At 59.0% G+C, this 22,106-nt stretch carries 23 protein-coding genes and 1 pseudogene; 15 read left to right on the top strand and 9 right to left on the bottom strand.

The window, feature by feature from the left end; genetic code table 11:
• Together E6W33_RS17080 and tkt are read right to left on the bottom strand one after the other, a co-directional pair.
• Positions 1-74, bottom strand: a pseudogene (locus E6W33_RS17080) (aldehyde dehydrogenase); the annotation flags it as partial.
• A 19-nt stretch (positions 75-93) separates the two neighbouring features.
• Complete coding sequence (gene tkt / locus E6W33_RS17075; RefSeq protein WP_136418510.1) at positions 94-2,088, bottom strand: transketolase; 1,995 nt, start codon at positions 2,086-2,088, stop codon at positions 94-96.
• Between the two features lie 298 nt (positions 2,089-2,386).
• Between tkt and E6W33_RS17070 the strand changes: the two genes are divergently transcribed.
• The 13 genes from E6W33_RS17070 (at position 2,387) to E6W33_RS17010 (ending at position 16,262) form a co-directional block, all read left to right on the top strand.
• On the top strand, positions 2,387-3,112 hold the full coding sequence (locus E6W33_RS17070; protein ID WP_136418509.1) for a 16S rRNA (uracil(1498)-N(3))-methyltransferase: 726 nt from the start codon (positions 2,387-2,389) through the stop codon (positions 3,110-3,112).
• A 99-nt stretch (positions 3,113-3,211) separates the two neighbouring features.
• On the top strand, positions 3,212-3,631 hold the full coding sequence (locus tag E6W33_RS17065) for a YidB family protein (protein WP_136418508.1): 420 nt from the start codon (positions 3,212-3,214) through the stop codon (positions 3,629-3,631).
• 67 nt (positions 3,632-3,698) lie between these two features.
• The gene (locus E6W33_RS17060; protein WP_136418507.1) at positions 3,699-4,529 is read left to right on the top strand and encodes a M90 family metallopeptidase; all 831 of its coding nucleotides are present in this window, start codon (positions 3,699-3,701) and stop codon (positions 4,527-4,529) included.
• A gap of 82 nt (positions 4,530-4,611) precedes the next feature.
• Positions 4,612-5,589, top strand: a complete 978-nt coding sequence (locus E6W33_RS17055; RefSeq protein ID WP_136418506.1) for a bifunctional riboflavin kinase/FAD synthetase — start codon at positions 4,612-4,614, stop codon at positions 5,587-5,589.
• A gap of 56 nt (positions 5,590-5,645) precedes the next feature.
• Positions 5,646-8,495 carry an isoleucine--tRNA ligase gene (gene ileS, locus E6W33_RS17050; protein ID WP_136418505.1) on the top strand — a complete coding sequence of 950 codons (2,850 nt, stop codon included), beginning with the start codon at positions 5,646-5,648 and terminating at the stop codon, positions 8,493-8,495.
• Between the two features lie 89 nt (positions 8,496-8,584).
• Positions 8,585-9,094, top strand: a complete 510-nt coding sequence (lspA, locus tag E6W33_RS17045; protein WP_136418504.1) for a signal peptidase II — start codon at positions 8,585-8,587, stop codon at positions 9,092-9,094.
• 151 nt (positions 9,095-9,245) lie between these two features.
• Positions 9,246-10,436 (top strand): bifunctional phosphopantothenoylcysteine decarboxylase/phosphopantothenate--cysteine ligase CoaBC, encoded by a 1,191-nt coding sequence (gene coaBC, locus E6W33_RS17040; protein WP_136418503.1) that lies wholly within the window; start codon positions 9,246-9,248, stop codon positions 10,434-10,436.
• Between the two features lie 71 nt (positions 10,437-10,507).
• Entirely contained in the window at positions 10,508-10,957 is a 450-nt protein-coding gene (gene dut, locus E6W33_RS17035; protein WP_136418502.1) for a dUTP diphosphatase, read from the top strand.
• 16 nt (positions 10,958-10,973) lie between these two features.
• Positions 10,974-12,077 carry a M48 family metallopeptidase gene (locus E6W33_RS17030; protein ID WP_247869677.1) on the top strand — a complete coding sequence of 368 codons (1,104 nt, stop codon included), beginning with the start codon at positions 10,974-10,976 and terminating at the stop codon, positions 12,075-12,077.
• A 359-nt stretch (positions 12,078-12,436) separates the two neighbouring features.
• Positions 12,437-12,994, top strand: coding sequence for an iron transporter (locus E6W33_RS17025; RefSeq protein ID WP_136418501.1), 558 nt, complete (start codon positions 12,437-12,439; stop codon positions 12,992-12,994).
• 2 nt (positions 12,995-12,996) lie between these two features.
• Entirely contained in the window at positions 12,997-14,487 is a 1,491-nt protein-coding gene (locus E6W33_RS17020) for a carbohydrate porin (RefSeq protein ID WP_136418500.1), read from the top strand.
• Between the two features lie 8 nt (positions 14,488-14,495).
• A complete protein-coding gene (locus tag E6W33_RS17015; protein ID WP_136418499.1) occupies positions 14,496-14,843 on the top strand; it encodes a cupredoxin domain-containing protein in 348 nt (115 codons plus the stop codon).
• Between the two features lie 12 nt (positions 14,844-14,855).
• Complete coding sequence (locus E6W33_RS17010) at positions 14,856-16,262, top strand: 4Fe-4S binding protein (protein WP_136418498.1); 1,407 nt, start codon at positions 14,856-14,858, stop codon at positions 16,260-16,262.
• A 128-nt stretch (positions 16,263-16,390) separates the two neighbouring features.
• Here E6W33_RS17010 and E6W33_RS17005 read toward each other — a convergent pair whose 3' ends face one another.
• Complete coding sequence (locus tag E6W33_RS17005; protein ID WP_136418497.1) at positions 16,391-16,804, bottom strand: DoxX family protein; 414 nt, start codon at positions 16,802-16,804, stop codon at positions 16,391-16,393.
• A 191-nt stretch (positions 16,805-16,995) separates the two neighbouring features.
• Here E6W33_RS17005 and E6W33_RS17000 point away from each other — a divergent pair, with 191 nt between their 5' ends.
• Positions 16,996-17,559 carry an NAD(P)H-dependent oxidoreductase gene (locus tag E6W33_RS17000; RefSeq protein WP_136418496.1) on the top strand — a complete coding sequence of 188 codons (564 nt, stop codon included), beginning with the start codon at positions 16,996-16,998 and terminating at the stop codon, positions 17,557-17,559.
• Between the two features lie 25 nt (positions 17,560-17,584).
• Here the strand turns inward: E6W33_RS17000 and E6W33_RS16995 are convergent, their stop codons facing one another.
• Together E6W33_RS16995 and E6W33_RS16990 are read right to left on the bottom strand one after the other, a co-directional pair.
• Positions 17,585-18,010 carry an OsmC family protein gene (locus tag E6W33_RS16995; RefSeq protein WP_136418495.1) on the bottom strand — a complete coding sequence of 142 codons (426 nt, stop codon included), beginning with the start codon at positions 18,008-18,010 and terminating at the stop codon, positions 17,585-17,587.
• Positions 18,011-18,056: 46 nt separating this feature from the next.
• A complete protein-coding gene (locus tag E6W33_RS16990) occupies positions 18,057-18,266 on the bottom strand; it encodes a hypothetical protein (RefSeq protein WP_136418494.1) in 210 nt (69 codons plus the stop codon).
• Positions 18,267-18,506: 240 nt separating this feature from the next.
• On the opposite strand from E6W33_RS16990, the gene E6W33_RS16985 reads away from it, so the two are divergent.
• Complete coding sequence (locus tag E6W33_RS16985; RefSeq protein ID WP_136418493.1) at positions 18,507-19,016, top strand: septal ring lytic transglycosylase RlpA family protein; 510 nt, start codon at positions 18,507-18,509, stop codon at positions 19,014-19,016.
• A 26-nt stretch (positions 19,017-19,042) separates the two neighbouring features.
• Here E6W33_RS16985 and E6W33_RS16980 read toward each other — a convergent pair whose 3' ends face one another.
• From E6W33_RS16980 to E6W33_RS16965, 4 genes are all read right to left on the bottom strand, one after another.
• Positions 19,043-19,405 carry a DUF1294 domain-containing protein gene (locus E6W33_RS16980; RefSeq protein ID WP_136418492.1) on the bottom strand — a complete coding sequence of 121 codons (363 nt, stop codon included), beginning with the start codon at positions 19,403-19,405 and terminating at the stop codon, positions 19,043-19,045.
• A gap of 68 nt (positions 19,406-19,473) precedes the next feature.
• Positions 19,474-19,869: a diacylglycerol kinase gene (locus tag E6W33_RS16975; RefSeq protein WP_136418491.1), complete on the bottom strand. Its 396-nt coding sequence runs from the start codon at positions 19,867-19,869 to the stop codon at positions 19,474-19,476.
• Positions 19,866-21,272: a LutB/LldF family L-lactate oxidation iron-sulfur protein gene (locus E6W33_RS16970; RefSeq protein WP_136418490.1), complete on the bottom strand. Its 1,407-nt coding sequence runs from the start codon at positions 21,270-21,272 to the stop codon at positions 19,866-19,868. The genes E6W33_RS16975 and E6W33_RS16970 overlap by 4 nt, the downstream gene beginning before the upstream one ends.
• Positions 21,272-22,006, bottom strand: coding sequence for a (Fe-S)-binding protein (locus E6W33_RS16965; protein WP_136418489.1), 735 nt, complete (start codon positions 22,004-22,006; stop codon positions 21,272-21,274). Before E6W33_RS16965 ends, E6W33_RS16970 begins: the two co-directional genes overlap by 1 nt.
• Between the last annotated feature and the right edge of the window lie 100 nt (positions 22,007-22,106).

Below are 22,106 nucleotides of genomic sequence, written 5' to 3'. Positions count from 1 at the left end.
CCGCCTTCGTAATGCGCACGAAGGGTGTTGCGGCCGATGCGGCCGTAGCCGTTGATTGCGACGCGAATGGTCATGGTTTTCTCCTGAACGTAATTAAGCTAAAACCGATTTCACTTTGGCGATCACGTTTTCAGTCGTGAAGCCGAAGTGCTTGAACAGAACCCCCGCCGGTGCGGACTCGCCGAAGGTGTCGATACCCACCACGGCGCCTTCCAGGCCGACGTACTTGTACCAAAAATCCGTAACTCCGGCTTCCACCGCAACACGCGGCAAGCCTTTCGGCAGGACGCTTTGCTTGTAGGCGGCATCCTGACGGTCGAACAGATCCGTGCACGGCATGGAAACCACGCGTACCGGCGTGCCCTGTTTGGCCAGCTCGTCAGCCGCCTTCACCACCAGCTCGACTTCGGAGCCGGTTGCGATCAGCACGGCCCTGGCGTCCGGCGCATCGCGCAAAACATAGCCGCCACGGTTGATGGCAAGGATTTGCTCCGGCGTGCGCTCCATGTACGGCAGGTTCTGGCGCGAGAAAATCAGCGTGGTCGGGCCATGGCGGCGCGCGACGGCATGTTTCCATGCAATTGCAGATTCGACCGTGTCGCAAGGACGCCAGTTCTCCAGGTTCGGAATCAGACGGAGGCTGGACACATGCTCGACCGACTGATGCGTCGGACCGTCTTCGCCCAGGCCGATCGAGTCGTGCGTAAATACGAAAATCGAACGAATCTTCATCAGCGCCGCCATGCGAAGCGCGTTACGGCTGTAGTCGGAGAACGTCAGGAAGGTGCCGCCGAACGGGATGTAGCCGCCGTGCAAGGCGATACCATTCATGACTGCGCTCATGCCGAATTCGCGAACGCCGTAGTTGATGTGATTGCCCGCGTGGTCGGCACGTACCGGAACGCATTCTTTCCAGTTGGTCAGGTTGGAGCCGGTCAGGTCGGCCGAACCGCCGAGGAATTCCGGCAGTACCGGTGCCAGTGCCTGGATGGCATTCTGGCTGGCCTTGCGGGTCGCGATGTTTTCCTTCTTCTCGACGCATGCCGCGATATACGCATCAATCGCATCATTCAACTTGCCAGGCAACTCGCCCTTCATACGGCGCAACAGCTCGCCCGCTTCCTGCGGGTAGCGCTCGTCATAGGCCTTGAACAATTCGCTCCACTCGCCTTCGAGCTTCTGGCCGGACGTCTTGGCATCCCATGCCGCATAGACATCGGCGGGAATTTCGAAGGGTTGGAAGTCCCAGCCGAGCGCTGCGCGGGTGGCGGCAATTTCCTTGTCGCCCAAGGCGGCGCCGTGCACGTCATGTGTGCCGGCCTTGTTGGGGCTGCCTTTGCCGATCACGGTCTTGCAGCAGATCAGGGTCGGCTTGTCGGATTTCTTTGCGGCAGCAATGGCGGCGTCCACAGCGGCAACGTCGTGGCCATCCACGTTGCGGATGACATTCCAGTTGTAGGCTTCGAAGCGCTTCGGGGTATCGTCGATGAACCAGCCTTCCACATGACCGTCGATCGAAATACCATTGTCGTCATACAGCACGACCAGCTTGCTCAGGCGCAAGGCGCCTGCCAGCGAGCACGCCTCATGCGAAATGCCCTCCATCAGGCAACCATCGCCAACAAAGGTATAAGTGTGGTGATCGACGATGTTGAAGCCAGGCTTGTTGAATTCGGCGGCGAGCAGGCGTTCCGCGAGCGCCATGCCGACTGCGTTGGTCAGTCCCTGACCGAGCGGACCGGTGGTGGTCTCGACGCCCGGCGTCACGTGCACTTCCGGATGGCCGGCGGTCTTGGAATGCAGTTGACGGAAATTCTTGATCTCCTCCATCGGCAGGTCATAACCGGTCAGGTGCAGCAGCGCATAATGCAGCATGGAGCCATGGCCGTTGGAGACGATGAAACGGTCGCGATTGATCCAGTGCGGATTGGTCGGGTTGTGGCGATAGTGCCGGGTCCACAGCGCGACTGCGATTTCTGCCATGCCCATGGGCATGCCGGGATGGCCCGAGTTCGCCTTCTGTACTGCGTCCATTGCCAAGGCGCGGATTGCGTTGGCCATCTTGTCGGTCGGGAGAGAGGAAGTCATGTCAAATCAAGGTGTGTGGCGGGTCTTGGTGCTGACTCCGGTCCGGCTTGGAACCAGAGGTGCAAAGCCCGGTATTTTACCAGACTGAACCGCGCGGAATTAAAATCGGGGATTGACTTTTGCTAACAAGGACGACATGCCAGCTCACCGCCCACCCCAAACCCCGCGCGCCGCGTCATGCCGCATGAGGGCGAATACGGGAAAGACCATTGCCGCTTTTGACACAACGGTCGATCTTTCATGGAAATCGCTTGAGCTCGGCAAGACTGCCGCAAGCAGCCGGAGCGAGTGATCCCCTATGCCGCGTTTTTTCTGCCCGTTTCCCCTTACCGTTGGTGCGGTTATCACTCTACCCGACCATATCTCGCACCACATCCATGTGCTGCGGCTCGCGATCGGCGACACCATCACACTGTTTAACGGCGATGGCGGCGAATACGTCGCGACCCTGGTCATCCTCGAGAAAAAGCGCGCCATGGCGGAAGTGAAAACATTTACACCGCGCGATGTCGAATTGCCCTACGCAGTCACCTTGGCGCAAGCCTTGCCCGAAGGTTCAAAAATGGACTGGATCATCGAGAAGGCGGTGGAACTGGGCGTCGCCGCTATCCAGCCGATCGCCGCGCGGCGCTGCGTGGTCCGTTTGTCTGCCGAACGAACAGCCAGAAAGTTGGAACACTGGAACGCCATCATTGCAGCCGCCTCTGAACAAAGCGGCCGCAACCGGCTTGCGAATCTGGGCGAACCGGCCGAATTCAATGACTGGATCGGACAGCAGGACTTGCACCGCCGCATTCTCTTGTCACCGCGTGGCGAGCAATCGCTGTCGGACTGGGCCCGCCATCACCCTCCGCAAGCAGTTGCACTGCTGATCGGCCCCGAAGGCGGATTCACGGAACAGGAAGAGGCGGCGGCGATCAGCCAGGGCGTGCTGCCCTTGTCGATGGGGCCGCGCGTGCTGCGGACCGAAACCGCCGGGCTGGCCGCACTGTCCGCCTTGAACGCCGTTTGGGGCGAAATCTGAGCGCATTTAAGCCGAAATCAAACAACGTTCCGATTTCCACCCGTAAATCGGTGCTTTCTTCTATGGTGACAGCTTTATCCACTCAAGCGGAGATGCACCATGGGTATTCTCGACAAAGCATTCGAAATGCTTGGCGACAATCACTTGCCGATGATGGATTCAAGAACGCGTCTATTGCAGGCGGCGCTCGCATTGCTTGCGAACAATGGCCAGGCCGGCGGACTGCACGGACTCGTAGAGCGGTTCAGTGAAGCAGGACTGGGAAATGTCATCCACTCCTGGATAGCATCCGGACCGAACGTGCCGATCACCGGCGAGCAATTGCACCAGGCACTGGGCGAAGGTCAGCTGCAGCAGATCGCGGAGGAAACCGGGCTGACGGAAAATGAAACCGCAAACCGCCTGAGTGAAATGTTGCCGGATCTGGTGGACAGACTGACGCCTGCCGGACATATTCCGCAAGGCGGCTTGGGAAACATGAGTGCGCTGCTGGATTATTTTCTGGGCCGCTTCCAGTAACCTCCAATAAGGAAGCGGACGTCCGTCACCATTGTCGTGAAGCGCTGATTTCCGCGACAATGGCCATATGCAATGGCTCCGTCAATTTTTCAGTCGCGATACACCACGGATTCCGGATCCGCTCTGGCAGGACTGCGTCATGCGTCTTGCCTATTTGCAGCGACTATCGCCGCTTGAGCTGGAGCGCCTTAAAGCCTTGTCCGAGGCATTACTTGGCAAAAAGACATTCACCGGTGCAGCAGGATTTGAACTGACGGACGAAATTGCGGTAAATATTGCCGCTCAGGCCAGTTTGCCGGTTCTCAATCTCACGCTCGACCTGTATGCCGACATGGCCGGCATCATCATCTACCCGTCAGCCTTCATCATCCCGCAGAGCGAAATGGACGAAGCCGGGGTCGTGCATGAATGGCATGAACCAGCCTCCGGTGAAGCCGTCGATGCCGGCGGGGCCGTCGTGCTGTCCTGGGAAGACGTGCAGGAGCGCGATGCACCGGGATACAACGTCGTGATCCACGAATTTGCACACAAGATCGATATGGGCGACGGCCACGCGAACGGATGTCCGCCCTTTCTCACCGCCTGTCACGAAGGCCTCGATCCACGCCTTTGGCAAAGGACGTTTTCCGCTGCATATGCCGACTTCGTACGCCGCGTTCATGCCCTGGAAGACCAGCTCCCGGACGATTTCGATGACGCCGACGAAGCCGATGCCGCGCTCTACGATGAGTTGCTCGGCGCCCTGCCGCTCGATCCCTATGCGGCAAGGCATCCGGCGGAATTTTTCGCGGTCGCCTCGGAAGCGTTTTTCGTACTGCCGGAGCCGCTGGCCGAGGACTATCCCGAAATCTATCGTTTGTTGGCGCAGTATTACCGCCAGGACCCGCTCCGGCTCTGAAATCAAGCCCTTGCAACAAAGAAAACCGGCGGAAAGCGCTTATAATCATAGGTTTTTCGACGGTTTCTTTAGACTGCCCTGCATGAAGGTATTTCGCGGACTTCCCAATGCTGCATCGCGTGCGCCGTGCGCGCTGACCATCGGCAACTTCGATGGTGTTCATCGCGGGCACCAGGCGCTTCTGGCGCGTGTGCGCGAGGCGGCCACTACACTCAATGTCGAAGCCGCAGTGATGACTTTCGAGCCGCATCCACGCGAATTTTTCGCGCTGCTCGCCGGTGATATCGCCAAGGCGCCAGCCCGGATCGCCAATCTGCGCGACAAATTGCAGGCGCTCTCGAACGCCGGCATCGATCGTGTCATCGTCGAGCATTTCAACGCTCATTTCGCATCGATGTCGCCGCAAGACTTCGTTGAAAAGGTGTTGGTACAAGGTTTGCACGTGAAATGGCTGATGGTCGGCGAAGATTTTTGTTACGGCGCCAAGCGCGCCGGCAATGTCGCCATGCTGATGGAGGCCGGCAAGAAATACGGATTCCATGTCGAAGCCATGCCCACTGTCACCAATGGCGGCACGCGCATTTCCTCTTCCGCGGTGCGCTCCGCGCTGGCCAACAGCGACTTCGCGCTCGCCGACCAATTGCTCGGTCATCCCTACGCAATTTCGGGCCATGTCATCCACGGCAAGAAACTGGGACGCACCATTGGCTTTCCGACACTGAACCTCCGTATTGCTCATCGACGCCCGGCGCTCTCCGGCATCTTCGTGGTGCAGGTGCGCGGCCTGGCCGACCAGCCTTTGCCGGGCGTCGCCAGTCTCGGCGTGCGGCCTACCGTGGAGGACAGCGGACGCGTGCTGCTGGAAACCTATGTATTCGACTATGCGCAACCGTGCTACGGCAAAGTGGTGCACATTGAATTCCTCAAGAAACTGCGCGACGAAGAGAAATATGTCGACTTGCCGACACTGACGGCGGCGATTGAGAATGACGCGCAGCAGGCGCGCGCCTTCTTCAAGGAACGCGAGATGCAGGCTGTTTCCGCCACCGACCGAATTTGACGATCGAACATGAATCTTCCTGTTTGATCCACCGAATTTTTACGATTGAAACCATCATGTCCGAACAAAAAAACAAGTATCCGGTCAACCTCACCGAAACCGCATTCCCGATGCGCGGCGACCTCGCCAAGCGCGAGCCGAAGTGGGTGAAGGAGTGGCAGGACAAGAAGATCTATCAACGCATCCGCGAGGCTTCCGCCGGCCGCCCCAAGTTCATCCTGCACGACGGTCCGCCCTATGCGAACGGCGACATCCATATCGGCCACGCGGTCAACAAGATCCTGAAGGATATGATCGTCAAGGCACGCAACATGGCAGGCTTCGATGCGCAATATGTGCCGGGCTGGGACTGCCATGGCATGCCGATCGAGATCCAGATCGAGAAACAGTACGGCAAGCATTTGCCGACTGCCGAAGTGCTCGCCAAGTCGCGCGCCTACGCGACCGAGCAGATTGAACGGCAGAAGAAGGACTTCATCCGCCTGGGTGTGCTCGGCGAATGGGATCGTCCGTACAAGACGATGGATTTCGGGAACGAAGCAGACGAAATCCGCGTGCTCGGCGGGATTCTCGAAAAAGGTTATGTCTATCGCGGCCTGAAGCCGGTCAACTGGTGCTTCGATTGCGGCTCGGCCCTGGCGGAAGCGGAAGTCGAATACCAGGACAAGCGCGATCCGGCGATCGACGTCGGCTTTCCATTTGCCGAACCCGACAAGATCGCGCACGCCTTCGGCCTCGACAAGCTGCCCACCGAAAAAGGTTATGCAGTGATCTGGACCACCACGCCGTGGACCATTCCCGCCAACCAGGCCCTGAACGTGCATCCCGACCATCGCTATGCGCTGGTGCAGACCGAGCGCAAAGGCGAAACCATCCTGCTGCTGCTCGCGGTGGAACTGGTCAACGCCTGTCTGCAACGCTACGGCCTGGAAGGAAAGATCATTGCGACCGCCTCCGGCGAGGCACTGTCGATGCTGAAGTTCAAGCATCCGTTCGCCAATGCCGACAAGGGTTATGACCGCTATTCGCCGATCTACGTTGGCGAATACGTGACGCTCGATACAGGTACCGGCATTGTCCACTCGGCACCGGCCTACGGCCTGGACGACTTCCAGTCCTGCAAGGCGCACGGCATGACCGATGATGAAATCCTGAAGCCGGTGATGGGCGACGGCAAGTATGCCTCCTGGCTGCCCTTCTTCGGCGGCATGACCATCTGGGAAGCTTCCAAGCCGATTTGTGAAAAACTGGAAGAAGTCGGTTCGCTGTTCAAGCTCGTGATGTTCGAACACAGCTACATGCACTGCTGGCGTCACAAGACGCCGATCATCTATCGCGCGACCTCGCAATGGTTTGCCGGTATGGATGTGGCGCCGAAGGCCGGCGGCCCGACCTTGCGCGAAACCGCGCTGGCCGGCATCGAAGCCACCGCTTTCTTTCCCGGCTGGGGCCAGGCCCGTCTGCATGGCATGATCGCCAACCGGCCCGATTGGACCTTGTCGCGCCAGCGCCAGTGGGGCGTGCCGATGGCCTTCTTCGTGCACAAGGAAACCGGCGAACTGCATCCGCGCACGCCGGAATTGCTGGAAGCCGTTGCCAAGATGGTCGAAAAGGACGGGATCGAAGCCTGGCAGGCACTCGACCCGAAAGATCTGCTTGGTGCAGATGCCGATGTCTACGTGAAGAACAAGGACACGCTCGACGTCTGGTTCGACTCCGGCTCCACGCATCAGACGGTTTTGCGCGGCTCGCACGCGTCGCAATCGCATTTCCCGGCCGACTTGTATCTCGAAGGCTCGGATCAGCATCGCGGCTGGTTCCACTCCTCGCTGCTGACGTCCTCCATGCTGAACGGACAGCCGCCCTACAAGGCGCTGCTCACGCACGGCTTCGTGGTCGACGGCGAGGGCAAGAAGATGTCCAAGTCGAAAGGCAACGTGGTCGCGCCGCAAAAGGTGTCGGACACGCTGGGTGCGGAAATCCTGCGTCTGTGGGTCGCATCAACCGATTACTCGGGCGAACTGTCGATTTCCGATGAAATCCTGAAGCGCGTGGTGGAAGCCTATCGCCGCATCCGCAACACACTGCGCTTCCTGTTGGCAAACACTTCCGATTTCGATTCAAAGAAGGATGCAGTACCGGTTGCCGAATTGCTCGAAATCGATCGCTATGCGATTGCGCGCATGGCGGAACTCCAGGCCGAGATCCTGCAGCATTTCGATGTCTACGAATTCCATCCGGTCGTCGCCAAGCTGCAAATGTACTGCTCGGAAGACCTCGGCGGCTTCTACCTCGATATCCTGAAGGACCGTCTGTACACCTGCGGCACAGGCTCGAAGGCGCGCCGTTCCGCCCAGACCGCGATCTGGCATATCACGCATGCGTTGTTGCGCGTGATGGCTCCGATGCTGTCGTTCACCGCCGAAGAAGCGTGGTCCGTATTCGCCGGCAAGGACACTTTTGAAGAAAGCGGCGAAACCATCTTCACGCAGGTGTACTATGCACTGCCGGAAGTTGCGGGCGCCGCGGAGTTGCTGAGCAAGTTCGCCGCGCTGCGGGATTTGCGCGCAAATGTGACCAAGCAACTGGAAGAAGTTCGGGTGGCGGGCGGCATCGGCTCATCGCTGCAGGCGGAAGTGGAAATCAAGGCCAGCGGCGACAAGTATGCGCTGCTGAACAGCCTCGGCGATGACTTGAAGTTCATCTTCATCACGTCGCAGGCAAAGCTGACACAGGTTGCCAGCGAAGCCGAGGAAGGAGTGATTGTGACGCCGTCAACGCACCAGAAATGCGAACGCTGCTGGCACTACCGCGCTGATGTCGGTTCGCATGCGGATCATCCGGGGATCTGCGGGCGTTGCGCAAGCAACTTGTTCGGCGGCGGCGAGGCAAGGAAGTTCGCTTAGCCCATTGTTCATTCTCGTGCGGGGCGCGGACGGCATGGCCGGGTTTCGCACTTCCGCTCCCACGAGGATGACATTCATACAGAGTCGATATGGCCAAACAAAAGAGTTTCAAAAGTCTGTCTGCCAGCCCCAGCACCAGCCTGACGCCCTGGCTCGGCATTGCAGCCATCATTATTCTGATCGACCAGATCAGCAAGGTGGTGATGAGCAGGTTGTTCGTCTTTGGCGAATCACGGCCAGTGACATCCTTCTTCAATCTGGTCCTGGCGCATAACAAGGGCGCGGCGTTCAGCTTTCTCGCCAACCAGGCAGGCTGGCAACGCTACGTCTTCACCGGCATTGCCATTGCCGCCGTGATCTTCATCGTCTATCTGCTCAAGCGCCATGCCGGTCAGCGGATGTTTTGCTGGGCGCTTGCGCTGATCCTCGGCGGTGCGATCGGCAACCTGATCGACCGCGTCGTTTACGGACACGTGATCGACTTCCTCGATTTCTATGTCGGCACCTGGCATTGGCCGGCATTCAATGTGGCGGACATGGCCATCGTGGGCGGCGCGGCCTTGTTCGTGCTGGACGAGTTGCGGCGCGTGGGGAAATAAGCCGCCCTTCTTTGCTACACTACCGAGCTTTGGATAATCCTGCAGCCGGTGAAGCTTGGCCTTGCGTCCCGCAGACGCGGGGCAAACGGAGGGGAATCGGCACTCGCGATACCCTGCAAGTCAACCCTGCGACGACATTTCAGGAGGCCTCATGGATCTCGCTGGCAAAAGAATCGTTCTCGGCATGACCGGCGGCATTGCCTGCTACAAGGTCGCGGAATTCACGCGCGGCCTGACCAAGGCAGGCGCCTCGGTGCAAGTCGTGATGACACAAGCCGCCGCGCAGTTCATCACCCCGGTCACCATGCAGGCGCTGTCCGGCCATCCGGTGTATACCGACCAATGGGATGCCCGGATCGACAACAACATGCCGCATATCGATCTCAGTCGCGACGTGGATGCGATCGTGATTGCGCCCTGCTCCGCCGATTTCATGTTCAAGCTGGCGCATGGCGCATGTAACGATTTGCTCTCGACATTGTGCGTCGCGCGTCCCATGACCTTGCCGCTGATGGTGGCGCCGGCCATGAACGTCGAGATGTGGCAGAACGCCGCCACGCAGCGCAACCTTGCGCAACTGAGGGCGGACGGCATCGCCATTCTCGGCCCCGATGCGGGCGAGCAGGCATGCGGCGAAATCGGCATGGGTCGCATGCTGGAGCCGGAGCAGCTGCTTGAGGAAGTGGTTGCCTCTTTCCAGCGCAAGGTACTCGCCGGAAAACATGTCTTGCTGACCGCCGGCCCGACCTTTGAACCGATTGATCCGGTACGAGGAATCACCAATCTTTCCTCCGGCAAGATGGGCTATGCGATCGCCCGCGCGGCACGCGAAACCGGCGCGGAGGTGACTCTGATTTCGGGTCCAACGACGCTGCCGACACCGTATGGCGTGCATCGCATCAACGTGCAGACCGCCCAGCAAATGCATGACGTCGTCATGTCGCACGTCAGTGGACAGGATGTGTTCATCGCGGTCGCGGCCGTGGCGGACTGGCGCGTGACGAATGCCAGCGAACAAAAGCTGAAGAAGAGTGGCGAGGACGATATACCGCATCTCCAGTTCGAGCAAAATCCGGACATCCTCGCATCCGTTGCCGCCTTGCCGAACAAGCCGTATTGCGTGGGCTTCGCCGCCGAATCGGAAAATCTGCTGCGCTACGGCGAAGAGAAGCGCAAGAAGAAAGGCGTACCACTCCTGGTCGGGAACATCGGTCATCAAACCTTCGGCAAGGATGAAAACGAGCTGGTGCTGTTCGACGAAAAGGGGAACAAGCGCCTGCCGCGCGCCGACAAACAGGACCTGGCGCGCCAGCTCATCGCGGAAATCGCAGTTCGCATCTGATTCGGCTTTACCTGTATCTTTTTGTAACCCCCGTCCAGCCTTGCGGGTGTCTCACTTTATCCTTAATGTCCATGAAAACCATCGCAGTAAAAATTCTTGATCCCCGCATGAAAGAGCAACTCCCGGCATACGCGACGCAAGGCAGCGCAGGTCTGGATTTGCGCGCATGCATCGACGCGCCGCTCACGATCAAGCCGGGAGAAACACACCTGATTCCGACCGGCCTTGCCATCCACATCGCGGATCCGCGGTACGCCGCGATGATCCTGCCACGCAGTGGCATGGGCCACAAACACGGTATCGTGCTGGGGAACCTGGTCGGACTGATCGATTCCGATTATCAAGGGCAACTGATGGTGTCGACCTGGAATCGCGGACAGGCGGAGTTCACGCTCAACCCGATGGAACGCCTGGCGCAATTGGTCATCGTTCCTGTCCTGCAGGTCGGCTTCAAGGTCGTCGAGGAATTCGATGACAGCGAACGCGGCGCCGGAGGATTCGGCAGTACCGGGAAACATTAATCGAATGGAGACCGGCATGATGCGATTCGCTTCGCTACGATTGAAAAGTGCAGTAACAAGAAACCGCTTGCTGCTGCTCTCTGCCGCGGTCCTGTTGACAGCCTGCGCCACCACCGTTTCCACACCGCCGGGTTCGCAGCCGGAGAGCCCTTCCGGCGCGCCGAAGCAGGCGCCGACGCAGCCTGTCAGCCCGGCAGAGTTGCAGGCGCTGCAGTCGCTGATCTCGCTGCAGGATCGCTTGTATCGCGTCGCTGCGCCGCTACTGGTGAACAATCCCGAGCTTTGCAAGAACAACGCGCGCAATCTCCTCGGCTTTACCGCAAAAACGAAATACTCCTATTCGGCCGAGTTCGTCGATGCCGCGCAAAAGGCGCTCGGCTTGAATGAGCGCCTGCAGGTGATGGGCGTTCTGCCGGGCAGCGGTGCTGCAAGTGCCGGTGTACGCCGTGGGGATATCCTCGTCGCCGTCGAAGACAAAGCCATGCCCGCAGGTGAAAATGCCGAGCGCGACGCCGCAGCGGTGCTGGCACCTCTCGTCATGCATCGTTCCAATGTGAAGCTGACCGTCATGCGCGATGGCACCAACTTGGCCCTCAATGTGCCCCTGACCTATGCCTGCGCATTCGGCGTCGAGCTCGGCAATGCCGATAACGTTGCGGCATACTCCGACGGCTACCGTGTGCTGATCACGCGTGGCATGATGAATACCGTGCGTTCCGACGATGAACTCGCCTATGTCGTGGCGAAAGAAATGGCGCATAACGCCCTGTCGCACGCCACTCGCTTGAAAATGAGTGCTACCGTCGGCGGCATCATTGATAACCTGCAGCGAGCCCATCCGGACATGAGCACCATGGTCGGCCTGGCCGGCGTCAAGCCGATGCCGGCAGAGCTGGACGCCATGGCGGACAAGCTGTCGCTCTATATGCTGGCGCGCGCCGGCTACGACATCACGCAGGTCGTGCCATTCTGGAAGCGGATGGCGAGCCAGTTTCCGCCATCCACTCTCAATGCCTATACGGCAATGCATCCCGCCACGAATTATCGCGTCGCGGCGATGGAAAAAGCCGCCAAGGAAATCAAGGCGAAACAGTCTTCCAAGCGACCGCTGATGCCGTAACTTCCCGCCAGAACCTGCAAGCCGCCGCAATCCATGCCGGCGGCTTTCCTTCACACCGTGTTTGTCCACTATGCTGTGCAAGTGCACCGGGCTTCAAACTTGTCCGGCGTGCGCCTGCTTGTTCCGGCAAGACACGCTTCTCCCCTCGTTTCTTATCCTCGGCAACGATCGGCCGGCCATGTCGTCCATCCGCTAGCATTCGCGCGTTATCATTCCGCAACAATTCCTTCTTTCCGCTTCTAGCCATCAAAAAAGCCTCTGAGTCACTTTGAAACGTAAATGAGAACTGTTATCATTCGCAGTAATTAAATTTAACGTGAACAATTTACTCAACATTTCTCGAACAAGAAGGAGTTCTCATGTTTTCAGCCTCGCTCTCCGCGCCGCTCAAGCGCATCGTCCTGACACTTGCCGCTGCAACGGCGCTGAATGCCTATGCAGTCGAGTATCCGATCGGCTCGCCGCAACAGCGTTTCGGGATGGAGATTGCTGCCGTGTACCTGCAGCCGGTGGCAATGGAGCCGGACGGCATGATGAAGAAGGCCGAGGAATCGGACATTCATATCGAAGCGGATATCAAGGCGCTGGGCGGAAATCCAAACGGATTCGAGGAAGGCTCCTGGATTCCCTACCTGATCGTGAAATACGAAGTGAGCAAGAGCGGCTCCAGCCAGAAGGTGAGCGGCGAATTCATGCCCATGGTCGCCAACGACGGTCCGCATTACGGCGACAACATCAAGCTGTTTGGCCCCGGCAAGTATCACGTCAAGTACACCATTCTTCCGCCGTCGGAAAACCAGCACGCGCACTTCGGCCGCCATACCGACCGCCTCACCGGCGTGCGACCATGGTTCAAACCCTTCGACGTGGAATATGACTTCACGTACGTGGGAATCGGCAAGAAAGGCGGCTACTGAAAATGGGCCTGCGTTTCCAATTGAAGCCGCTGGCCGTCGCGGTCGCATTGATCTGTGCCGCAGGCGGCGTCCATGCGGCCCCGCAGTCGCAAGCCGAATTGATCAAGCTGATTGAAAAGCTCAACCAGCGCATGGAACGCCTGGAACAGCGCAATGCAGCACTGGAACGCGAGCTGCGCGACAGCCGCAAGCAGTCGCAGCAAGCCCCCGCAGCCGAGGTGGAAAAACGCCTGAAGGCGCTTGAGCAACATCAGGAAGGCATCGCCATGGGTCTGGAAAGCGACACCATCAGCGAAAAGGAACCGGAGCTCACCAGCCGCCTGAAGGCTGTCGAGGTGCAGGCACAGGGCATGCAGTCAACGGTGAAGAAGGTCAGCGCGCTCGACGGCCTGACGGCCGGGCTCAGCCTGACGACGGTAGCGCAACGGCCGTCGGGTATCGCAGGCTTTGGCAGCCAGCTCAACTACCGCGCCGATGCCACTGTGGAACTGCCGCTGGAGGCCATTGGCGACATTGAACACAAGATCTTTGCCCATGTCCGCCTCGGCCAAGGCGCCGGTCTCAACGACCTGCCCACGTTCTCCAAGGCGAATGCAACGGCCTTCCGGCTGGACAGCCTGCGTCATGACGACGCGGTCGCCTTGCTGGCGGAAGCCTGGTATCAGGCCAATATCCCCCTGCCCTTCGGCGGATTCAAGCCGCAGTCGAAGGAAACGCTGGAAGTCACGTTCGGCAAGATGGACCCGTTCGGATTCTTTGACCAGAACGCAGTCGCTGGCGACGAAGCGCGCCAGTTCATGAATCTGGCCTTCGTGCACAACCCACTGCTCGACGCGGGTGGCGACATCGGCGTGGATGCGAACGGATTCACGCCGGGCTTGCGCCTGTCGTACGTCAATGCCACGCAAAAGCCGCAAACCTGGCGCGTCTCGATGGCTGTGTTCGGCGCGGGCGACAAGGGCTCCAACTATCAGCGCAGCCTTGCCTCGCCGGTGGTGATGCTGCAAGCGGAAACGGAGCAGCGCCTGTTCGGCGGCCTGCCCGGCAATTACCGTGTCTATGCATGGAACAATCCACGCGCCAGTCATTTCGACGCCAACGTTACCGACACCGAGCGGCACAGCGGCTGGGGCATTTCCGCCGATCAGCGCGTCGGTGACGGCTTCACGCTGTTTGGTCGCTACGGTCATCAAATGCGAGGAAACGTGAGCTTCGATCGCGCTCTCACGCTCGGCGCGGAATTGAACGGGTCGTACTGGAACCGCGGCGGCGACGTGTTGGGCCTGGCCGCCGGTTGGCTGAGAACAAGCCGGGATTACCGGAGCTTTGCAAGCGTCGGCAATGCGGAACGTGTCGGTGAACTGTATTACCGCTATCGCATCAGCAAACAGTTCGAGCTGTCGCCGAATCTCCAGTACATCGGGCATCCGGGCGGCGACAGTACCGCCGAAGCCATCAAGGTCCTCGGGCTGCGCGCCCAACTCAACTACTGAGGTACGCAATGTCTCTCTCTCCGCGCCGATTTTTCGGCTCCTTGCTGGTCCTGATCGCCCTGCTCGCACATGCCTCATCGTTTGCCGCGGACCTGCCGACCTTCAGTCTGGTGATCCGCAACGGGCACTTCGTTCCGGAAACCACGGAAGTGCCGGCCAATACCAAGTTCCGCTTGTTGATCAAGAACGAAGGGCCGGGCGCGGAGGAGTTTGAAAGTGCTGAACTGCACAAGGAAAAAGTGCTGGCACCCGGCGCCTCCAGCTTTCTCATTTTCCAGCCGCTCAAGCCGGGAACCTACAAGTTCTTCGGCGAGTTTCATCCGGACACCGCACAAGGCCGGATCATCGCCAAGTAAGAACTGATCCGCATGCACATTCCTTCTGTCTCAAGCGGCTGCGCAAGCGCCGCGCGGCCGGCCCCCGCCCGCCGCGGCCTGGTCGCGAAAATCGGCAGCGCGATGCAGCGCAATCGGCGCGTGATTCTCGCGATTCAATGGGTCGTTGTGTTCTTTTATCTGCTGTTGCTGATCGTACCGGCTTTCATGCCGATCCCGCCGGACGACGCGCATATCTACAACAACCTGCGCTTGTTCGCGCAATTCCTGTTCTGGGGCATCTGGTGGCCCTTCGTCATGCTGAGCACCATGCTGCTGGGCCGCGTCTGGTGCGGCGTGTTCTGCCCGGAGGGAGCGCTGACGGAAATGGTGAGCCGGCATGGGCTCGGCCGTCCGATCCCGCGCTGGATGCGCTGGGGCGGCTGGCCTTTCGTCGCCTTCGTTTGCACGACCATATACGGCCAACTGGTCAGCGTTTACGAATATCCGCAAGCGGCCTTGCTTGTATTGGGTGGCTCGACCGTGGCGGCCGTCGCGGTCGGCTTCGTCTATGGCAAGGGCAAGCGTGTCTGGTGCCGTTACCTGTGTCCGGCCAATGGCGTTTTTGCGTTGCTCGCGAAAATCGCGCCGCTGCATTTCCGTGTCGATGAAGAAGTATGGAAGCGCAACACAGAGCGCATGCCCATGGTCGATTGCGCACCACTGATCGACATCCGGCACATGAAGAGCGCATCGGCTTGCCATGCCTGCGGGCGTTGCAGCGACTATCGCGGCGCGGTGCAGCTTGCCGTCCGCAATCCGGCCAGCGAGATCCTCAATACGCGCAGCAAGGATGTGAACCACGGCGAAGCGTTGACGCTCATTTTCGGCGTGCTCGGGATTGCCACGTCGGCATTCCAATGGTCTTCCAGCCGGCTGTTCGTGCACATGAAAACTGCCGCGGCAACCTGGCTGGTGGAACATGATGCGTTCGCGCTTCTGCAAGACAATGCGCCGTGGTGGTTGCTCACACACTATCCGCAAGCCAATGACGTCTTTACCTGGCTCGATGGCTTGTGCATCCTCGCGTACATCCTCGGCGGCGGTCTGGCCCTGGGCTCGGCTGTGCTGGCACTGATCTGGCTGGCAGCACGCATTGCCAACCTGCCTGCACTACCCTGGCGGCGCTTGGCAATGGGCTTGGTGCCGGTGGCCGGAATGAGCGTATTCCTCGGGCTGTCCATGCTGACACTGGGCCATCTGAAAGCCGAAAGAGTGTCGCTGGAATGGGTGGCGCCCGTGCGTATCCTGTTGTTGACGGCGGGAAGCGGTTTTTCGGCCTTGCTCGGCTGGCGCCTGCTTGCATTGCGGATTTCGGTCCGGCGCTTGCTGGCCTTCGCCGCCTATCTCTTGCCGGTTGCCTTGATTGTGCTGGTCTGGGTGATTGCGTTTTTCGTCTGAGGCTGCAAGGCGGCCCTGATCGCAATCACCGATCATTGACCGCACGTTCCTCCATTGTTATTACAAGGAAGAACAATGTTGTTACCGGGAACTCACACGGCCTGCTGACGAGAAATGTCGCAGGCCGATCAATTCCACTTTCCGCCGACTCCGAAACGGCCGCCGCCAAGCAGCATCACGGCAATGGCGACAATGAAGTACATGCCCTGCAGTTCAAGCGCCCAGCCGCCCGTCTTCGACAAAGTGAAAAACTGCGTCGTGTGCGCCAGCAGCACCGCGACAACCATGTTGACTGCAATCACGAATGCAGCCGGCCGCGTCCATGCGCCGACCAGCACCAGCACAGGCGCCAGCACTTCTCCGATAAATACCAGATAGCCCAGCGCCGGCGGCATGCCCACCTTTGCCACCATGCCTGTGATCGGGCCTATCCCGCCCAGGATTTTTGACACGCCATGAAAAAGAATGAGGATTGCGAGCGAAACCCGCAGCAAGAATTTCGCCATGTCCTCCGATATGCCGCCTGCCTGGATCCTGTACATGGAAGTTCCTTTCGATTTGTTGTTCTCCGTAGATTATGCCTTCGAAATTATTCCCGCATCGGTTCAGATACTTTTTGAAATGAAATAGTTCTGCGCGCTGAATATGCCGGCGCTGATCGAATCGGACCGAGCGCTGTCTATGTTGATGTGTATGTCAGGTCAACCAGCCGTCTCAAACCGAAAGGATCACTATGAGTACCAGCAAGAACGTTGCCATTTTCGTCGGCAGCCTGCGCAAGGAATCCCTGAATCGCAAGCTGGCCAATGCGCTGATCGCCATGGCGCCGGACGGACTCAAGCTCGACATCGTCGAGATCGGCAATCTGCCGCTGTTCAGCCAGGACTTTGAAGCCGATCCGCCGCAGACCGTGCGCGACTTCAAGCAGCGGGTGCAGGATGCGGACGCGGTGCTGTTCGTCACGCCGGAATACAACCGTTCGGTGCCGGGCGTATTGAAGAACGCGATCGACGTCGCGTCGCGCCCCTATGGTCAAAGTGCATGGAGCGGCAAGCCGGGAGCGGTGATCAGCCTGTCGCCCGGTGCCATCGGTGGCTTCGGTGCCAACCAGCACTTGCGCCAATCCATGGTGTTTCTGGATGTGCCGATGATGCAGCAGCCCGAAGCCTACATCGGCAACGCATCCAAACTGTTCGATGACAAGGGCGAAATCACGAACGATTCGACGCGCGAATTCCTGCAGAAATTCCTGCAGTCCTTCGCGCAATGGATCGAGCGCAATTTGCCGAAAAAGTAAGGCCTGTTATCTCAAGGAGAAATGCTCAGGCTTCCAGCTTCGCGTCCATCGTTATCTTCGCGTTGAGCAGTTTGGAAACCGGGCATCCCTCCTTGGCTCTGTCGGCCGCTGCCTGAAACGCCTTCGGGTCAGCGCCGGGAATTTTCGCTGTGAGGTTCAGGTGGATGGCGGTGATTGCAAACCCGTCGTCCACTTTGTCCAGCGTCACTTCGGCACTCGTGCGCAAGCTTTCCGCCGTCATGCCGGCCTCACCCAATTGCGCAGACAAAGCCATTGTGAAGCAACCTGCATGGGCCGCTGCAATCAGTTCTTCCGGATTGGTGCCCGGCTCGTTTTCGAAGCGCGTCGTGAAGCCGTAGCGCGTATCTTTCAAGATGCCGCTTTGTGTCGAGATGCTGCCTTTTCCATCCTTGAGGCCGCCAGTCCATGCGGCCGATGCTGTGCGTTTCATGTCACCTCTCCTAACGTGAGAAAACCTTCGATAGCACCGTCTTTCGTCATCGGCGCCGCTTCTTCTTTTTCGGCGGCGAAGCAAGCCATGCACCGCTCCAGAGATCGGTAATCTGCTGGACATTCTTCTTCATCACGGTTGCGGCCTGACGTTTGCCTTCGGCCGTGGCACGGCTGCGCGCCGAACCGGCGATCGCGTTGGCACCGCTCAACCACATGCTCATCCAGGGATTCTTCTTGGTCCACGGATTCTTCATCGCTGCTCCTTGCTGTCCGGCACACTCGCTGCGCATTGTGCGCTGCGAAATGTGCAATTCATTAGGACACAGGCGAACGCGAAAGTTCGACCGGCCCCGGCAATGCACCAGAGCATGAATAGAAACTTTTGGTTGATAAGCTGCGTCGAACGAATGTCGTTCCATAAGTTGATCGGAGGATTCGCGTCATTTGTTTTTTTCATGCACTTTAATCAGGCAACACGTATTCGGAGACACGCAATGGGATTTGCAAACAAGAACAAATTGTTGATTACCTTGGCTGCGCTCTCTTTCTGCAGCACCGTCGCAAGCGCGCAGCAAACGCCCTCACCCGACGCCAAGCCAGCGGCAAAACAAGCTTCAAAGAAATCGAGTATCGACCATTCGGGCAAGGCACGCCGTGGCAAAGCCTCGTACTACGCGAAGAAATTCCACGGCAAAAAGATGGCCGACGGCACGCCGATGAATCCGCAATCGAATGTGGCCGCCAGCAAGACACTGCCGCTAGGCACCAAGGCGAAAGTCACCAACCTGGAAAACGGCAAGAGCGACGTCGTCGAGATCCGCGATCGCGGTCCCTATGTGGATGGCCGCATCGTCGACCTGTCGCCGAAAACCGCCGAGAAGCTGGGCATCAAGGAAGAAGGCGTTGCCCCGGTGGAGGTCAAGCCGCTTGAAGTGCCACAGCCCGACGGCAGTGTGAAGCTGGGTGTAGCGGAATCCGAGAAGAGCGAACCGAGCGAACACTGAAGCTCGCGCGCCGCGTTCATTCCACCTCAGAATGTATTGAAGAGGAACTTTGCCGTGCCCGCGATATCGGGCAGGAGATAGATGGAGAGCGCGGCGCAATTGAGAACGACCGTCAGCCAGAAAATGCTCCGGAACGATCGCTTTGCCGATTTGTGGCGGAACAAGCCTTGCGCGATCATCGCGCCCGGCCAGCCGCCCGCCAGGCCGAACAGGTGGAGCGTACGCTCGCTGGTGCGCCACTGGTTCCGCTGGGCCGCCGATTTGTCGACGGCATACACGACAAAGGTCGCCATGCTCATGGCGAAATAGGCGATCAGCACGAACGACGGCAACTTGTCCGAAACGACAGCCGCGAGCATCACTGCGAAGAAGGATGCGGCGAAAATCATGCGCGTCGTCGGTCCGTTTCACAGGCTTCAGGTGTTAGTGCGAATGGTCCCATTCCGTATTCCTCCTGTTATCGTGCAAACAAGGGCAGCACGATCACCGCCCACGTCACGCCGGCGAGCGCCAATGCAAGAAACACCGCCGCACTGCCAAAGTCCTTTGCGTTCTTTGACAAGGGATGATGTTCGAATGAAACGCGGTCGACCACTGCCTCGATCGCCGAATTGAGCAACTCAACGATCAACACCAGGATCAGCACGGCAATCAGGGCAAGCTTCTGCAAGGCCGGCAGCGGCAGCAGCAATGCAATCACAACACCGGGAACCACGAGCATGAGTTCCTGGCGGAACGCGTGCTCGCTTCGCCATGCGGTCCTGAATCCATGCATCGAATACAAAAGAGCGGCGTAAATTCGCTTTACGCCGCTCTTGCTCTTGAATTCGCTGGTTTGGTGATGTCCTGTCATCTTCGTTCTTTATATAACTCGCGGAATGTCTTGCCGGACGGCGCGGGCATCTCGCGGTAATCGGTCCAGCCGCTGGCACCTGGAAGCTTCGAAATCGTCTTCTTGCCGCCAGCCATGAAGCGCATGAAGCGTACACCGATTCTGGTTGCGAGTCGATACAAGGCCGGCCGCTTGGCGACAAAGGCCCAGATCATCAAGCCGAGGCGCTCCGATCCGGGGCGCAAGTGCTCGTCGACCTGCTTTTCACGCAACTTGCGCAGCAAATCGGGCAGTGGGATTTTAACAGGGCAGACGACATGGCATTCGCCGCACAGCGTGGATGCCTGCGGCAGGTCGAGAGCGTTTTCAATGCCCGCATAGGAAGGCGTGAGCACGCTGCCCATCGGCCCTGGATACACCCAGCCGTAGCTGTGCCCGCCGATTTTCTGATACACCGGGCAGTGATTCATGCAGGCGCCGCACCGTATGCAGCGAAGCATTTCCTGGAACTCGGTGCCCACCAGTCCGGTACGGCCGCCATCGACCAGGACGTAATACATGTGCTGCGGACCGTCGACGTCGCCTTCGCGTTTCGGGCCGGTCAGCAACGAGACATAGTTCGAAATCGACTGGCCGGTTGCCGAGCGCGGCAACAAACGCATCACGGTCGCGAAATCTTCCAGCGTCGGCAGCACCTTTTCGATACCGGTGACCACCACATGCACCTTGGGCGGCAGGATGGTGCACATGCCCTCGTTGCCTTCGTTGGTGACAATCGCCACCGACCCAGTTTCGGCAATCAGGAAATTGCCGCCGGTGATGCCCATGTCGGCCGAAAGAAACTGCGGGCGCAGCATTTCCCGCGCCTCGCGCGTCATCTCGGGGATGTCGGTCAGACGCGGCCTCTTGTGCACGCGGGCAAACAGGTCGGAAATCTCTTCCTTGTCCTTGTGCACGACCGGCGCGATGATGTGCGACGGCGCTTCGTTGTTGTTGATTTGCAGGATGTATTCGCCGAGATCGGTTTCAATCGCCTGCACGCCGGCTGCTTCCAGCGCATGGTTGAGCGCCATTTCTTCCGACACCATCGACTTCGACTTGGTCGCCTTCTTGACGCCGTGCTTCTTTGCGATCTCGACTACCAGGCGCGAGGCCTCTTCCGCGCTCTCCGCGAACAGCACGGTCGCTCCGCGGCGCGTGGCCTCGGTTTCGAAGGTTTCCAGCCATACGTCGAGGTTTTCGATGGCACGCATGCGACGTTCGATGGCTGCATCGCGCGTGCCTTCGAAGTCATCGAGTTCGGTGATCGCGGATGCGCGCCCGGTGACGAATTTGGTGGAAAGTTTTTTCAGGTTTTGCTGCAAGCGCTTGTCGGCCAGTTTTTCACCGACACGGGCCTTGAAGTGCATCGATTGAATCTGCATTACGCGTCTCCTGCCAGGACTTGCGCGACGTGCAGCACCTTCGTTTTGTCATCCCCGGTGCGGCGCAGTCGGCCTTCGATATTCAACATGCAGCCAAGGTCGCCCAGGACTACCGCTTCCGCACCCGATTCATGGATGTTTTCGCATTTCTCGTCGACGATGGCCGAGGAAATGTTGCCGTATTTGATGGCAAAGGAACCGCCAAAGCCGCAGCACTGACGGTGGTCTTTCATTTCCGTGACTTCCACGCCGACCTTTTCGAGCAGCGCGCGCGGCTGTTTTTCAACACCCAGTTCGCGCAAGCCGCAACAGGAATCGTGATAGGTCACCTTGCCCTTGATGCTGCATTTGCCTTCGCCGGGAAGCTTTTCAAGCTTGACAACGTTGCACAGGAAATCGGTCAGCTCATAAACACGCGGCGCCAGGCGCTGCATTCGTTTCAGCCAGGCAGGATCGTCCGAAAACAGGTCAAGATAGTGCACCTTGACGTTGCCTCCGCAGGAACCTGACGGAATAACGACATAGTCGAATTGTTCAAACTCCTCGACGAATTTCTCTGCCAGCGCGCGCGCGGCCTTGCGGTCGCCCGAACTGTAGCCTGGTTGGCCGCAGCAGGTTTGCGATTCCGGCACGACGACTTCACAGCCGGCCGCTTCCAATAGTTTGAGCACCGAAAAACCGATTTCCGGACGCATCATGTCAATCAGGCAAGTATGAAAAAATCCGACGCGCATGACGCTGTCTCCTCAGGTTGGCATGGCTCTCATTATGACGTGACCGGAAAGAAAATAAACGACGAATACGGATGAAATAAATTCGAGCTTGGTCCCCAAA

The organism is Herbaspirillum sp. ST 5-3, from assembly GCF_004804275.1.
Lineage (GTDB): Bacteria > Pseudomonadota > Gammaproteobacteria > Burkholderiales > Burkholderiaceae_D > Noviherbaspirillum.
Note: the sequence above shows the minus strand (reverse complement) of the source record. Positions and strands in the feature narration are given on the sequence as shown.